General features: G+C 65.0%; 14 protein-coding genes and 1 riboswitch. Of the genes, 9 read left to right on the top strand and 5 right to left on the bottom strand.

Annotation, left to right across the window (positions count from 1 at the left end; all coding sequences use genetic code 11):
- The first annotated feature begins 148 nt into the window (after positions 1-148).
- Positions 149-1156 (top strand): ABC transporter substrate-binding protein, encoded by a 1008-nt coding sequence (locus tag ACNEOT_RS11625; RefSeq protein ID WP_415974150.1) that lies wholly within the window; start codon positions 149-151, stop codon positions 1154-1156.
- A gap of 14 nt (positions 1157-1170) precedes the next feature.
- Here ACNEOT_RS11625 and ACNEOT_RS11620 read toward each other — a convergent pair whose 3' ends face one another.
- Positions 1171-2313 (bottom strand): MFS transporter, encoded by a 1143-nt coding sequence (locus ACNEOT_RS11620; RefSeq protein WP_415975102.1) that lies wholly within the window; start codon positions 2311-2313, stop codon positions 1171-1173.
- Positions 2314-2665: 352 nt separating this feature from the next.
- Positions 2666-2788, top strand: a riboswitch (SAM riboswitch).
- 171 nt (positions 2789-2959) lie between these two features.
- Between ACNEOT_RS11620 and ACNEOT_RS11615 the strand changes: the two genes are divergently transcribed.
- Positions 2960-4309, top strand: a complete 1350-nt coding sequence (locus ACNEOT_RS11615; protein WP_415974148.1) for a bifunctional o-acetylhomoserine/o-acetylserine sulfhydrylase — start codon at positions 2960-2962, stop codon at positions 4307-4309.
- A complete protein-coding gene (gene metX, locus ACNEOT_RS11610) occupies positions 4306-5451 on the top strand; it encodes a homoserine O-acetyltransferase MetX (protein ID WP_415974146.1) in 1146 nt (381 codons plus the stop codon). Before ACNEOT_RS11615 ends, metX begins: the two co-directional genes overlap by 4 nt.
- A gap of 37 nt (positions 5452-5488) precedes the next feature.
- On the opposite strand, the gene ACNEOT_RS11605 is transcribed toward metX, so the two are convergent.
- From ACNEOT_RS11605 to ACNEOT_RS11595, 3 genes are read right to left on the bottom strand one after another with little or no spacing between them, the layout of a single operon-like run.
- On the bottom strand, positions 5489-5806 hold the full coding sequence (locus ACNEOT_RS11605) for a DUF3017 domain-containing protein (protein WP_415974144.1): 318 nt from the start codon (positions 5804-5806) through the stop codon (positions 5489-5491).
- Positions 5807-5817: 11 nt separating this feature from the next.
- Positions 5818-6675, bottom strand: a complete 858-nt coding sequence (locus tag ACNEOT_RS11600; RefSeq protein WP_415974142.1) for a bifunctional methylenetetrahydrofolate dehydrogenase/methenyltetrahydrofolate cyclohydrolase — start codon at positions 6673-6675, stop codon at positions 5818-5820.
- A 56-nt stretch (positions 6676-6731) separates the two neighbouring features.
- Positions 6732-7340 carry a pentapeptide repeat-containing protein gene (locus tag ACNEOT_RS11595; RefSeq protein ID WP_415974140.1) on the bottom strand — a complete coding sequence of 203 codons (609 nt, stop codon included), beginning with the start codon at positions 7338-7340 and terminating at the stop codon, positions 6732-6734.
- A gap of 33 nt (positions 7341-7373) precedes the next feature.
- Here ACNEOT_RS11595 and ACNEOT_RS11590 point away from each other — a divergent pair, with 33 nt between their 5' ends.
- The 4 genes from ACNEOT_RS11590 (at position 7374) to ACNEOT_RS11575 (ending at position 10487) form a co-directional block, all read left to right on the top strand.
- Entirely contained in the window at positions 7374-7838 is a 465-nt protein-coding gene (locus tag ACNEOT_RS11590) for a tRNA (cytidine(34)-2'-O)-methyltransferase (RefSeq protein ID WP_415974138.1), read from the top strand.
- A gap of 78 nt (positions 7839-7916) precedes the next feature.
- On the top strand, positions 7917-8792 hold the full coding sequence (locus ACNEOT_RS11585) for an SDR family NAD(P)-dependent oxidoreductase (RefSeq protein WP_415974136.1): 876 nt from the start codon (positions 7917-7919) through the stop codon (positions 8790-8792).
- A gap of 28 nt (positions 8793-8820) precedes the next feature.
- Complete coding sequence (locus ACNEOT_RS11580; RefSeq protein WP_415974134.1) at positions 8821-9288, top strand: MerR family transcriptional regulator; 468 nt, start codon at positions 8821-8823, stop codon at positions 9286-9288.
- Positions 9289-9932: 644 nt separating this feature from the next.
- Entirely contained in the window at positions 9933-10487 is a 555-nt protein-coding gene (locus ACNEOT_RS11575) for a DUF6764 family protein (RefSeq protein ID WP_415974132.1), read from the top strand.
- Positions 10488-10514: 27 nt separating this feature from the next.
- Here ACNEOT_RS11575 and ACNEOT_RS11570 read toward each other — a convergent pair whose 3' ends face one another.
- A complete protein-coding gene (locus ACNEOT_RS11570) occupies positions 10515-11273 on the bottom strand; it encodes an SDR family oxidoreductase (RefSeq protein ID WP_415974130.1) in 759 nt (252 codons plus the stop codon).
- Positions 11274-11339: 66 nt separating this feature from the next.
- Between ACNEOT_RS11570 and ACNEOT_RS11565 the strand changes: the two genes are divergently transcribed.
- On the top strand, positions 11340-11663 hold the full coding sequence (locus ACNEOT_RS11565) for a winged helix-turn-helix transcriptional regulator (protein WP_415974128.1): 324 nt from the start codon (positions 11340-11342) through the stop codon (positions 11661-11663).
- 111 nt (positions 11664-11774) lie between these two features.
- Positions 11775-13964 carry a DUF222 domain-containing protein gene (locus ACNEOT_RS11560; protein WP_415974127.1) on the top strand — a complete coding sequence of 730 codons (2190 nt, stop codon included), beginning with the start codon at positions 11775-11777 and terminating at the stop codon, positions 13962-13964.
- The last annotated feature ends 79 nt before the right edge of the window (positions 13965-14043 follow it).

Here is a 14043-nt window from a genome sequence, read left to right as displayed (position 1 = left end):
GTTCGGTGAAGGTTCGAGCAGCCGTTCCCAACAGGGACGAACACGCCGACACATAGATTAGGGTGGGCTACCCTACTTGATGTTAGCCAACCCTTCCGAGAGGCGATCCATGCGTAACCGACCACTTTTCCGGACCTGGGCGGTGTGCGTGACAGCACTGACCACCGCGGGGCTCCTCAGCGCGTGCTCGAACGCCACCGACGAGGCGTCGCCGACCCCAGGTACCGCCTCCGACTCGGCAGCCTTCCCGGTCTCGGTCGAGCATGCGTTCGGTGAGACCGTGGTCCCCGAAGAGCCCACACGCATCGTGGTGGCCGGATACACCGAACAGGACACGGTGTTGGCGCTCGGCGTGATACCCGTCGGCGTCACGGAATGGTACGGCGATCAGCCGTACGCCACCTGGCCCTGGGCGCAGGCCGCACTGGGTGACGCGCAGCCCGAAGTGCTGTCCAATACCGGCGACGGCTTCGAGACGGAGAAGATCGCGGCACTGCGACCCGACCTGATCATCGCCACCAATGCCGGTTTGAACGCGGAGACCTACAGCACCCTGAGCGACATCGCGCCCACGTTGGCGCAGTCCGACGCCTCGACCGCCTACTTCGAGCCCTGGGACGTACAGGCGGAGAAGATCGGGCGCGCATTGGGCAAGAAGGCCGAGGTCGATGGCCTGATCGATGGCGTGAACCGCAAGTTCGCCGACGCCGCGGCGGCGCACCCCGAATTCGCCGACAGGAAGGCGATCTTTCTCCAGAATGCGTTCTACGAGGGCAAGGCCATCGCGTACCAGGACGGGCTGAGCACCGACTTCCTCACCGCGCTCGGTTTCGTCATCCCCACGGACATCGACGCGTACGTTCCCCTCGACGGCGGTGGGCAGGCCAGCATTCCGCTGGAGAACTTGTCGGTTCTCAACTCCGCCGACGTACTGATCTGGGGAACCGAGAGCCCGGGCGACCGCACCGAGCTCGAAAAGGAAGCGGTGTACAACGCCCTCGAACCGGTGCAGGACGGCAACCTCGTGTTCACCGACGGGGTGACGGCGGGCGCAATCTACTTCACCAGCGTGCTGAGCCTGCCGTACGTCATCGACAAGCTGACCCCGGCGCTGACCGAGGCACTCGGCGGAACGGCAGCGACGATCACCGGCTGACAGGACCAGGTCGCCTACTTCGCGGCGGAGCGCCTGTCCATCCACATCGCGGTGGCCAGAACGCCCAGGCCGGCCACTGCCAGACCGGAACCGACAGCGGCCGGTGCCGTGTAGCCGAATCCGGCGGCGATCACGGCACCACCGACTGCCGCTCCGATCGCGTTGGCAAGATTGAATGCCGCGTGATTGAGCGACGCGGCGAGTGTCTGGGCGTCCTCGGCCACGTCCATCAGTCGCGTCTGCAGGCCGGGGACCACCGACGAACCGGACGCGCCGATCAGGAAGACCAGGAGCAGCGCGGTCACCGGATTGTGTGCCGCTACGACGAACACCGCCAGGAATACCGCGGTGGCGGCCAGCCCGACAAAGGTGCCCTTGAGCTGGTATCGATCGGCGAGCCAGCCGCCCGCGTAGTTTCCGGCGACCATTCCGAGTCCGTAGATCATCAGGGCGACAGGAACGAATGCGCGGGCAAGACCGGCAACGTCGGTCAGCGTCGATGCGATGTAGGTGTACACCGCGAACATGCCGCCGAATCCGACGATGCCCACGAACAGGGTCATCCACACCTGGCCCCGGCGCAGCGCACCCAGCTCGGTGATCGGACTGGTGGTCGGCATCGCGTCGAGACGCGGCATCCACAAAACGAGCGCGGTGACGGTCAGTGCCCCGATGACTGCGACGAGCGTGAAGGCGCTGCGCCAGCCCAGCGCCTGGCCGATCCAGGTTGCCACCGGGACGCCGACGACGTTGGCCACCGAAAGTCCCATCATGACCATCGCGACGGCTTTGGCTCGCTTGCCCGGCTCGGCCAGGTGGGCGGCCACCAGAGCAGCCACACCGAAGTACGCGCCGTGCGGCAGCCCTGCCACGAATCGAGAGGCCACCAGCTCGTTGAAACTGGGCGCGAACACGGTGCCGAGGTTTCCGAGGGTGAAGGCCACCATCAGCGCCAGCAGCAGCATTCTGCGGGGAACGCGGGCGGCCAGGGCCGCGATGGTCGGCGCGCCGACGACGACACCGAGCGCGTATGCGGAGATCATGTGGCCGGCCGAGGGCTCGGAGATCCCCATCGTCGTCGCGATGTCCGGCAACAGACCCATCGACGCGAATTCCGTGGTGCCGATCCCGAAGCCGCCGATCGACAGGGCCAGCATCGCGAGCTTGCGGCGGGTCGAGTGCGGTCGATGACTGACACTCAGACCACTCGACACCTTGCCGCGCACAGCGCTGACACGGGAAAGAGCGGAATCGGTGACAGTCACAGCGGAACAACTTTCGTGTGGATCGGGGATGTGAACAAGGAGAACGGCGGCTCGGCGAATCGATTCAGCAGAGACCGACCGAGTAGAAGAACAGCCGACCGAATCATTGTCTTCCCCCTGGCAACTTCTTTTCGAGTCGCGGCACGGTGATTGTCCTCACCCGAGCATCTGCTCGAGCTGCCCCGAACTCCGAGCGTGTGCCCTTGTTCCGGTGGAGTGCCGTCACCCGCTAAGATCTTCGCCAGGTCATGAGTGCCAGCATCGAGCCCCGGCTTGCTGGCCGGCAACCCTCCAACCGCGGTGGGGTGCCCCGGGTGAACGACCAGGCCGATCCGGCACGCGAGTGCCGGATCGACAAGCGCGGGTCCGCAGGAAGCGGACCCACTGAACCTTCGGTCCCCAGGGGCCGAAGCCTGTCAGGAGGTTCTCTCATGTGTTGCTGTACCGATACGCCCCGTAGCGCTCGACTTCTCGAGCTTCATTCGACATTCGATTCGTCTCAGACAGACTCGTCTCAGAAAACGGAGTATCACCAGCCATGACCGATTCCACCCCTGACGTCGTCGACGCCACCGGAGCACCCACCCAGGATCCGTTCACCGATCCCGCCGCCGACTGGAGCTTCGAGACCAAGCAGATCCACTCGGGCCAGACCCCGGACGGTGTCACCAAGGCTCGTGCGTTGCCGATCTACCAGACCACCTCGTACACGTTCGACAACACCGACCACGCCGCCGCACTGTTCGGACTCGCGGAGCCGGGCAACATCTACACCCGCATCATCAACCCCACGCAGGACGTGGTCGAGCAGCGCATCGCTGCCCTCGAAGGTGGCGTCGCAGCTCTGCTGGTGTCGTCCGGTCAGGCCGCCGAGACGTTCGCGATTCTCAACCTCGCGGAGGCAGGCGATCACATCGTCTCGAGCCCGCGGCTCTACGGCGGTACGTACAACCTGTTCCACTACACGCTCCCCAAGCTGGGCATCACCGTCTCGTTCGTCGACGATCCCGATGACCTCGAGCAGTGGCGCGCAGCGATCACGCCGTCGACCAAGGCGTTCTACGGCGAGTCGATCTCCAATCCGAAGAACGACATTCTCGATATCCCGGGCATCTCGGCGGTGGCACACGAGAACGGCATTCCGTTGATCGTGGACAACACCGTGGCAACGCCGTACCTGCTTCAGCCGTTGAAGCACGGTGCCGACATCGTGGTGCACTCGGCGACGAAGTATCTCGGTGGACACGGAACGGCCATCGCCGGCGTCATCGTCGACGGTGGCACGTTCGACTGGACGCAGGGCCGTCACCCCAACTTCACCACCGCAGACCCGAGTTACCACGGCGTCGTCTTCGCCGATCTCGGTGCACCCGCGTTCGCACTGAAGGCACGCGTGCAGCTCTTGCGTGACATCGGCGCAGCGGTCTCCCCATTCAACGCCTTCCTCATCAGCCAGGGTCTCGAGACGTTGAGCCTGCGGATCGAGCGGCACGTGTCGAACGCACAGAAGGTCGCCGCCTTCCTCGCCGGTCGAGACGACGTCGTCTCGATCAACTACGCGGGACTCGAATCGTCCCCGTGGTACCAGCGCGGGCAGGAATTGTTGCCGAAGGGTCAGGGCGCAATCATCGCGTTCGAGTTGCAGGGTGGTGTCGATGCCGGCAAGAAGTTCGTCAACGCACTCACGCTGCACAGCCACGTCGCTAACATCGGAGACGTGCGTTCACTCGTCATCCACCCCGCGTCCACCACGCATTCCCAGCTGACTCCGGAGGAGCAGTTGGCATCGGGCGTGACCCCCGGCCTGGTTCGCTTGGCCGTGGGTATCGAAGGGATCGACGACATCATCGCCGATCTCGAGGTCGGCTTCAGCGCGGCGGCGTCTTGAGTCACAGCTGCGACGCAGGCGTTCGTCCGGAGGCGGTTCTTCCGCCTCCGGACGGGCGGTTGGGCTTCATCGACATCGGTGCTCTCGATCTCGAAAACGGCTCTCGGATTTCCCAGGTCACGGTGGCGGTGCAGCGGTGGGGCGAACTTGCCACCGACCGCAGCAACGTCGTTCTCGTCGAGCATGCCCTGACCGGGGACTCACATGTGTCCGGTCCGCCGGATGCCGATCATGCTCTGCCCGGTTGGTGGAACGGCATGGTCGGGCCCGGTCGCCCCATCGACACCGACGAGTGGTGCGTCGTGGCGACCAACGTGCTCGGCGGCTGCGGTGGCACCACCGGCCCGAGCAGTGTCTCGCCCGACGGCACCCCCTACGGATCTCGCTTCCCGGACATCTCGATCCGAGATCAGGTCGCTGCCGAAGTTGCCGTTGCCGACGCATTGGGCATCGAGCGGTTCGCGGCAGTCGTCGGTGGCTCGATGGGCGGAATGCGCACCCTCGAATGGATCGTCGGCTACCCCGATCGAGTGGCGGCCGCTTTGATCCTTGCGGTCGGTGCGAGGGCGACAGCCGACCAGATCGGCACCCAGACAACGCAAATCGCGGCGATCAAGGCCGATCCAGGCTGGCTCGGCGGCAACTACCACGGCACCGGCACTTCGCCTTCGGCCGGACTCGGCATTGCGCGCCGCATCGCGCATCTGACGTACCGGACCGAAAGTGAACTCGACATTCGGTTCGGTAACTCACCGCAGAACGACGAGGATCCATGGGCGGGTGGCAGATACTCCGCACAGAGCTACCTCGAGCATCAGGCCGCGAAGCTGGTCAATCGATTCGATGCGGCCACGTATGTTCTTCTCAGCGAGGCCATGAACCGTCACGATGTCGGCCGTGGGCGCGGCGGGGTAGCCGAAGCACTTGCGACCGCCACGGTTCCGACCATCGTCGGCGGTGTCGATTCCGACCGCCTGTATCCGCTTCGACTGCAGAAAGAGATCGCTCGCGAACTCCCTCAGTGCCGCGGACTCGAAGTGATCCAGTCGCGTGACGGACACGACGGCTTTCTCACCGAGGCCGATTCGGTGGCGAAACTGCTGGCCGAGACGATGGAGCTTGCCCGCCTCGGACGGCGCTGACACGGCATCTGTTCGGACCGGGCTCTGTTGCTCGAGGTCAGTCGGTTCCCAGCGGATCGATCGACAGCGACAGAAAAACTATCGCTCCACCGACGCAGCCCAGCGCCAGCACGTCGAACACGCGACTGCGCACTTGCAGTGTGCCGACTCGTGATTCGGGGAGGCACAGTCTCAGCAGTGCCGCCAGCAGCGCCGCGCATCCGAAGATGAACGCGCCGCGCCGCCAGCGATCGGCCAGCACCAGGACGAGCGCGGCAAGGACGACGACGGACACCGCGACGATCGGCAGGTTACGCGCCACTGCTGCGCGAAATCCCGGTTCGGGCTCGCCCCGCGCATCCTCTGCGGCGTTCACGTCGAGTCCGCTCAGCTCTCGGCGGCGACGCGCTCGGCGCGCTCGACCACGTTGGTGAGCAAGAATGCTCGCGTCAGCGGTCCGACGCCCCCGGGGTTGGGCGAGAGGAAACCGGCCACCTCGGCGACGCCGTCGGCAACGTCGCCGCGGAGTCCGTCCTCGGTGCGAGTCACCCCGACATCGAGCACAGCGGCACCCGGCTTGACCATGTCTGCGGTGATCAACCCCGGAACTCCGGCGGCGGCGATGACGATGTCCGCACGGGAGACCTCGGCGGCAAGATCACGAGTTCCGGTGTGGCACAACGTGACCGTCGAGTTCTCGGAACGCCGTGTGAGCAGTAGACCCATGGGCCTTCCGACCGTCACTCCGCGGCCGATCACCACCGCGTGTGCGCCGTCGAGAGCAACGTCGTAGCGGCGCAGCAGGTGGACGATGCCACGGGGAGTACACGGCAGCGCCGCTTCCTTGCCCAGCACGAGACGGCCGAGGTTGATCGGATGCAGTCCGTCGGCGTCCTTGTCCGGATCGATGCGCTCGAGTGCGGCGTTCTCGTCGAGATGCTTCGGGAGCGGCAGCTGAACAATGTATCCGGTGCAGTCGGGGTTGGTATTGAGCTCGTCGATGACGGCTTCGAGATCCGCCTGGGTGATATCGGCAGGCAGATCACGCCGAATGGAGGTGATGCCGACCTTGGCGCAGTCGTTGTGCTTGCCACGAACGTACGCCGCCGACCCCGGGTCGTCTCCCACGAGTACGGTCGCCAGACCTGGGGTGATGCCCTTCTCCCGCAGCGTTGCCACGCGGGCGGTGAGATCGACGAATATCTCGTCACGGGTCGCTTTGCCATCGAGAATCGTTGCAGTCACCCGGTCATTGTTCCAGGTTCGGCGTCAGCGGCGGCGCGCCGGTCCGATCGCCGCGGTCAGCCCTCGACGACGAGACCGTGCGCTCCCGCGTACGCAACTGCCTGCATCAGCTCGATCTTCGCGTTGCGCACGCTCGCGCTGACCCACAGCGACGCGTCGGCGACGGCTCCGCGCAGATCCGCCTCGTCGAACTTCGCGTCGACGGTGCGGGCACCCACGAAGTCGACAGACCGCAAGGTTGCCTTGCGCAGATCGGCAGAAACCAAGTTCGCTTCCCGCATCCGGCATCCCGAGAGATCGACGCCTCGCAGGTCTGCGTTGCCCAGAGACGCCAGGGTGAAGTCCACCTCGTCGTAGGTCGCGGGACGCATGCGAGTGTCGACGAACATCGATCCCATCATCGTCGAGTGTCGAAACGTGCTGTGCTGCAGGTTTGTTCGAGTGAAAGTGCACGAGCGAAAGGCCGAGTTCGTGTGGACCGATTCGGTCAGGTCGGTGCCGGTGAAGTCGCATTCGGTGAACACCACCGAGTCGGTTCGTACGCCGCTCATGTCCGCGTCACGGAAGGTGCACCGAACGAACTGTCGGCCGGTCCACTCCTGCCCGTCCAGTCGCGTGTCGGAAAAATCCTCACCGATGATCTGTTCGTCGTCCACCTGCTCCATACTTCCCCGGTCCGTGGTGGCAGAGTGAACCGGGTGTTTCGACTCATGTTCTTCGAGCCCCGCATTCCACAGAACACCGGCAACGCGATTCGCCTCGTTGCCGGAACCGGCTGCGAACTGCATCTGGTGGGTCCGCTCGGCTTCGACATGTCCGAGCCGAAACTCAAGCGGGCCGGGTTGGATTACCACGATCTGGCGTCGGTCACCGTGCACGAGGACCTGCCGTCGGCCTGGTCCGCACTGAACCCGACGCGGGTGTTCGCATACACCGCCCACGCGACGCGGTCCTACGCCGACGTCGCCTACGAACCCGGAGACGTCCTTCTGTTCGGACCGGAACCCACGGGGCTGCCCGACGACGTTCTGGACGACCCACACGTGACCGACCGACTGCGCATACCGATGATCCCGGGCCGGCGGTCCCTCAACCTGGCGAACGCAGCCGCAGTGACGATGTACGAGGCATGGCGGCAACACGGCTATCAGGGCAGCGTCTGAGATAGGGCAGCGTCTGAGATAAGGCAGCGTCTGGAGACACTTGCCTTCGAGCGCGCTCGAACCCATAGCGTGCGTTTCATGACTCAGGCACCGACTTCACACCGCAATTGGCTCGTCACCGGCGCATCCTCCGGATTGGGGCGCGCATTGACCGAGGCCGCTTTGGCAGCGGGCGACACCGTGGTTGCGGCGATGCGTCGACCCGAACGCATCGGCGATCTGCTCTCCCATTACCCCGAATCGATTCTGCCCATCGCCTTCGACGTTCGCGACACCGAATCCGCACCTGCCGTGGTCGACGCGGCGATCGACCGATTCGGACGAGTCGACGTACTCGTCAACAACGGTGGCGTTGGACAGATCGGTTCCGCCGAGGAAGTCGACGACGCCCGGCTGCGCGACATGCTCGAACAACACGTCGTCGGCCCCGCTGCCCTGACCCGAGCCGTGCTGCCGGGAATGCGCGCGCGGAGCGCCGGAACGATCGTGCAGATGAGCAGTCAGGGTGGCCGCATCTCGTTCCCAGGAGTCGGCTCGTACTCGGCGGGCAAGTTTGCTCTCGAAGGCTGGTCGGAGGCACTGGCCGGAGAGGTCGCACCGTTCGGCATCCGAGTTCTGATCGTGGAGCCGAGCCGTTTTCGGACCGGCTTCAACAGCGCCGATGTGCTCCAACGTGCCACGCCCGTGGAGGTGTACGCCGACCTTCTCGGCGATTTCAGAGCGAACATGATCGCCGCCGATGGCAGGCAGGAAGGCGATCCGCACCGAGCGGCTCTCATCATCCGCGGACTGGTCGAAGCCGAAACCGCTCCCCTACGCATACCGCTCGGACGCGAGGCCGTTCGACGGTTACGCGAGTCGTACCGCCGCGAACTGGCTTCACTCGAGACCCACGCCGACCTGGCCGCCGGCGCGGACTTCCCGGGCGTACCCCAATCCGTCCGACCGGTCTGAGCCGCCGGCCCGACTATCTTCGATACCCATGGCAACGAGGGACTTGATGAACAGGGCACTGGCAGCCGTGGCGGACTCGGACGCACCGTTGACCGTCGAGCTGGTGCACGAACTGATCGAACCCGATGCGCTCTCCGGCTCCCTCGGCATCGCCGAGGTTGCCGAACTCCTCGACCTCTCCGCGCACACCCTGCGGTACTACGAACGGTGCGGGCTGATCGAGGTTGCGCGCGACGGACTCGACCACCGACAGTACGACGACGCGGCTGTGCGCAGGCTCGTGTTCCTCACCCGGATGCGGTTGTCGGGTATGCCGATGCGCGACTTGCAGCACTACGTCGAATTGGTCGACGACGGAGAACACACCGTTCCGGAACGACTCGACATGCTCATGGCGCATCGAGACACCGTCCGACGACGTATCCGAGAATTGCAACTCTCTCTCGTGGCAACCGAATACAAGATCGCCACGTACGGAGGAGCCACCGGTCCGTGAGTTTTCGAAGTCAGGTCCTCGACCGTCGACGGAGGCGTAGACATCCCCAGTGATGACGGCGAGTGGTCAGCGAGTGCACACCGATACGATCGGCCGGTGCGCCTTTTGCCTGAGCGGTGAAACGTGTTGTGAGCGTCGACAAGTCGACCCGGTCCGACGGGTAGAACTTCTGTGACACCGCACTGTCGAACTTGCCCTGTCTGCTCGACCGGGCCGATTGCGCCCCGATGAGGTCGCCGGTGTTCGACGCGGACGCGATCGACACTCGGAGACGATCGTGCCGGCGGTGACGATCGACAGCTGCCCGGTAACGATTTCTCCGGGCTCCACGGGTGCAGGAGCTTGCCGACGAGCCGCGGTCCCGGCCGCATCGGGCGCGGGTGCCAACCCGGGAGCGGAGCACGAGTTGTGCACTGTCGCAATTGAACTCGAAGCATCGAAGGTTGAGCAGGACAGCATTCCGAATGCGCCTCTGTCTACCACGACCGCTGCGGCGAGGGTGCGGGAAACCGGACTTCTACGACGTTTCATCCCCGGACGTCAACGGCACCGTTACACAATCAGCACCTACTTGCTGCCATGGACTCCCGGGGCGGGGTACCGTGTGCCGCACCGACCCGTTTCGCTCGTGAAGGAGCTTTCTGTTGTTCTCTGTTTCCCTGCCCCGTCGCTCTTCCCTCAACTCCTCCTCCGCGCGCACGTCGAGTCGGTTCGGTAGTCGAATTGCCCGTACCGCAGCAATATTCGCCATCGGCTCGGGATTGACGGTCGCAGCCCTCGCGGGTACCGCCACCGCGTCGGCGGCCCCCGTCAACTGTGTCTCTCCGCCCTCGGCCAACGACATCCAGGTCGACGGCACCGCGAGCTGCGGAGCCACCTCGAACGGCACCGGCAGGGCGACCGCGGGTGCTGCCGACAGCGGCACCGCCGTCAGCGTCAACGACGGCCCCGGCGCAACGACCACCTACGCCAACGGATACGGCGTTGCACTCGGAGCGAGTAAGAATGCGGGCACCGCGTACGCACTCGCACTCGGCGGAGGCATCGCGCATTCCTGGGCCGACGCCGGACAGACGACTCTCGCCGTCGCCGGATGGGGATCCGGCGCTACGTCAGAGGGCCGAGGGGTCGATTGCGTCGGCCCCCTGTCTCTGGCACTGAACCTCACGAGCGGTCAGTTCTGCGTCCTCGGTAGCTGATTCCCTCATTCGGCCGAACGGAGCCGACTACCCCGACGCGAACTCGTCGAGGTAGTCGGCTCCACCGATATACACGGTCCGACCGGACTCCTCGACCGGCGCAACGGTGGCTGCCACCACGGCCGACGCGAACTCGGCAACGGTCGGGAGCGCACCCTGCGCGGTGCGCGCGGCCACGGCATCAGGATTCCGACGTTCGAGCAGGGTGACCACGATGGTGCCCTCGATCATGTCGCCGGACACCACGACCAATTCGATACCCCGAGAATTCAATTCGGGAATCATCTCACGGAGGGCGTCCTCCCCCGCTCGCTTGCTCGCGGCAATGGGCTCGTACTCGACGGGGACCGGCTTCCTACCGTGAAAATGAGCTTGATGGCTGGTGAGAAAAACGATGCGTGAGCCTGGCTTCATGCGGTCGGCGGCCGCCCGAGCCAATACCACCTGCGCGTCGCGGTTGATGCTCATCGCGTAGCCGGGATCGGCACCGAGCTCGAGTCCACCGGAGGCGTTGAGTACCAGCACGTCGAGTGTGCCGAACGCGGCAACGACGGTGCTCAGCATCGCATCGACTGCTTCGAGGTCGGTCACGTCGGCACCGACGGCGAGCGCATGGCCACCGGCCTCCCCGATCGTGCGCACCACGGCGTCGGCTCGACGCTTCTTCTCGCGGTAGTTCACCGCAACGGCCGCACCTTCCGCACCGAGCTGCACGGCGGTCTCCGCTCCGATCCCACGTGATGCGCCGGTGATCAACACCGACTTCTCTTCTGCGCGACGAATCATTCGGCATCCCCCATCTGCTTCGATTTTCGAACTGCTTCGATTTTCGAACCACTATGATCAATCGCGATGGAAATGGCAAACGCACCCCGCCGATCGATGATGGCTGTCCTCGACCTCCTGGGACAGCGATGGAACATGCGCATCCTCTGGGAATTACGGAGCGGCCCGCTGGGCTTCCTCGAACTCAGGCGACGCACCGACGACATCTCGTCCAGCGTGCTCGCCACCCGACTGCGCACCCTCATCGACGCGCGCGTGCTGATCAAGGACGCCGACGGGTCCTATCGCCTGACCGAACTCGGCGACGAGCTGGGGCCGGCTCTCGAACCACTCTGGCAATGGGCCCAACGATGGAACGAAGGCAACAAACCGGCCGACCACCGTCCCTGACCAGCTGATCCGAGCTTCTCGACTTGCTTCCCTGTTTCTGTCGGTGGGTCGAGATACTCTTTTTTCAGTTCGAACGCATGTTCGGTATCGGGGTTCACCGGGGGGTGGAGAATGAGTCCAGCACCAGCAGTGTCACTGGCGGCGTTGACCGCTGCCGCGCGAGACGAGAACCGGCATGCAGCACGCAAGATTTCTGCCTGCTACGACGTTCACCGCACCTGGATCACCCGCGATATCAAGCACAAGCACTACAGCCGCTACGGTCGCACCGAAATGGCACTCGCGTTGGGGTGCTCGGCGACGGTTGCCGAATCGTACGTCTCGATCGCCGTCGCCTTACACACCCGACTCCCACTGCTCCGGGCAGCATTCTCCGCCGGTGAGATCGACCTCGCCCGGATACGCACCGCCTGCCGGATCCTCGACAATCTCTCCGACGACCTCGTCACCCGCGTCAAAGCCGAGGTCGTCGACGCCGCCCGCCAGAACTCGCCCGGGCCGTTGGAGAACGCGATCTGGGACATTCTGGTTCGCGTCGCACCCGAAGAAGCAGCAGCATTGCGGGAGTTCGCGAAGAAGTTCCGGACCATCACCTACACCCCGGCCGGCGAACTCGCCCGTATCCGGGCCGAGTTGACCGCCCCCGAAGCCGCTGCCGCGTGGCAGTTGTTGGAGGAGATGGCCGACACCCTCTGCCCGAAAGACCCGCGTGGGAGGAAGGAACGGCTGTGCGATGCGTTCATGGCCCGTATGCACGGCGAATCACGGCTGGTGTGCCGATGCCAGCGCGCCACGTGCCCGAAGAGTGATGCGGGTGCAGGTGCGGGTGCGGTGTTGCCGGATCGGCGGGTGCCGCTGACGATGATTACCGTCGACATCGCCACCCTCATCGGACTACTCGCGAACCCGGCGTATCTGGCCGGCCACGGAACCATCGATCCGGAGTTGGCGCGGGAGTTGGCCCGCACCAGTCAGTGGCAGATCCTGCTCACCGAAGCAGTCACCCTCGCCGAATCCCTCGGACTCGCCGTCCAGAACCCGAACACCGGCGAGTGGGAACGGGTCACCAAAGACGAACAGCAGGAGCAGGACTCGGCAGCGGCCCCGGAGCCAGCAGCGACAGAAGAATCCGCATCGAACACCGACTCGGCAACAGACGAGACCGAAACCCGTGCAGACACCGGCACTTCTACCGATTCGACCACCGCACCAGCACCAGCGACTACGACAGTGAAGCCCGTGTCCGGCCGGGGAGCTGATCCCGGCCATGGCTCCAATTCAGCGTCGCCGCATGCAGCATCACCCCGAGGCCCGGTAGGAGCATCCGGTGCGCCAGCAGCTCCGAGCCGAGCGCCCGATCCACGCCAAACGCACTTTGCTGCAAAACAACCCGAACGATCAAGTACAGGATCGCCGACACCGTCGAGTGGACCAGCACCTGCAACAGACTCCGCGCGGGGAACACACACTGCGTCTGTTCCTCCGCCCGAACCGCGAAAGAAAACACCACCGGAGCCGAACCCGGCCGGAGCAGCACCGCAACCCGCCCCAGCTACCGACGGGACGGCAAAACCCAGCGGGGAGGAACACCAACGACGCACCCAGTCGTTGACCTCCGCCGCAGCCCTGTTCTGCACCCACACCCCACTCGGCCGGGGCACACGGCACAGCTCTGCCCTCGACCTCTCAGCCCTCGATCTTGCAGCACCGAATCACGCTGCACAGAAACTGTCGAGCAGCAGAGGCTGTACTGCCAGCGGCATCTACCTCGGCAACGCATCCCTCACTGCCGCCCTCGAAGCAGCCATCGCCGCCGACCCCACCCTCGCCCGATCAGTACCCCGCGACCCACTGACCGACCGCGCCCTGATCTACCGACCCGACGCCCTCGCCACCGCCGCAGTCCGACTGCGCGACCACCACTGCCGCTTCCCCGGCTGCCAGCGCCCCGCCGCACGCTGCCAACTCGACCACATCATCGCCTTCGACCACACCAACCCACTCGGCGGCGGCTGGACCACCATCAACAACCTCCAATGCCTCTGCGAGTTCCACCACTCGGTGAAAACTGCCGGCTACTGGACAGCCACCATGCTGCCCGGCGGCGCACTACTGTGGACCTCCACCTCGAAAACTACTCGAATCACTTTGCCCGCCAACGGAACAGCCGTACCTATCCTCGGCAACGACCTCAGACCACACATCCCCACAAAACCGAGACGATCCGGCATCATCGCCTACCCCAACCCACCCGACACCGAACAACCCGAGACAAACGACACGACAGCACCGCCGTTCTGAACCAGCGGTCCTGCGGTCCCGGTGCGGTGCGGGTTTCCCCTTAAGTTCCCGCACGCCAGGCTGAGGTACACCGAATCTC

Origin of the sequence: Rhodococcus sp. 077-4, assembly GCF_047782425.1 — a bacterium.
Taxonomy (GTDB): Bacteria; Actinomycetota; Actinomycetes; order Mycobacteriales; family Mycobacteriaceae; genus Rhodococcoides.
Note: the sequence above shows the minus strand (reverse complement) of the source record. Positions and strands in the feature narration are given on the sequence as shown.

Excerpts from the sequence above, each read along its gene's own strand:
- ACNEOT_RS11570 (WP_415974130.1), bottom strand. The coding sequence starts at position 11,273 with ATGATTCGTCGCGCAGAAGAGAAGTCGGTGTTGATCACCGGCGCATCA.
- ACNEOT_RS11595 (WP_415974140.1), bottom strand. The coding sequence starts at position 7,340 with ATGGAGCAGGTGGACGACGAACAGATCATCGGTGAGGATTTTTCCGAC.
- ACNEOT_RS11620 (WP_415975102.1), bottom strand. The coding sequence starts at position 2,313 with ATGCTGGCCCTGTCGATCGGCGGCTTCGGGATCGGCACCACGGAATTC.
- ACNEOT_RS11560 (WP_415974127.1), top strand. The coding sequence starts at position 11,775 with ATGAGTCCAGCACCAGCAGTGTCACTGGCGGCGTTGACCGCTGCCGCG.
- ACNEOT_RS11615 (WP_415974148.1), top strand. The coding sequence starts at position 2,960 with ATGACCGATTCCACCCCTGACGTCGTCGACGCCACCGGAGCACCCACC.
- ACNEOT_RS11580 (WP_415974134.1), top strand. The coding sequence starts at position 8,821 with ATGGCAACGAGGGACTTGATGAACAGGGCACTGGCAGCCGTGGCGGAC.
- ACNEOT_RS11565 (WP_415974128.1), top strand. The coding sequence starts at position 11,340 with ATGGAAATGGCAAACGCACCCCGCCGATCGATGATGGCTGTCCTCGAC.
- ACNEOT_RS11585 (WP_415974136.1), top strand. The coding sequence starts at position 7,917 with ATGACTCAGGCACCGACTTCACACCGCAATTGGCTCGTCACCGGCGCA.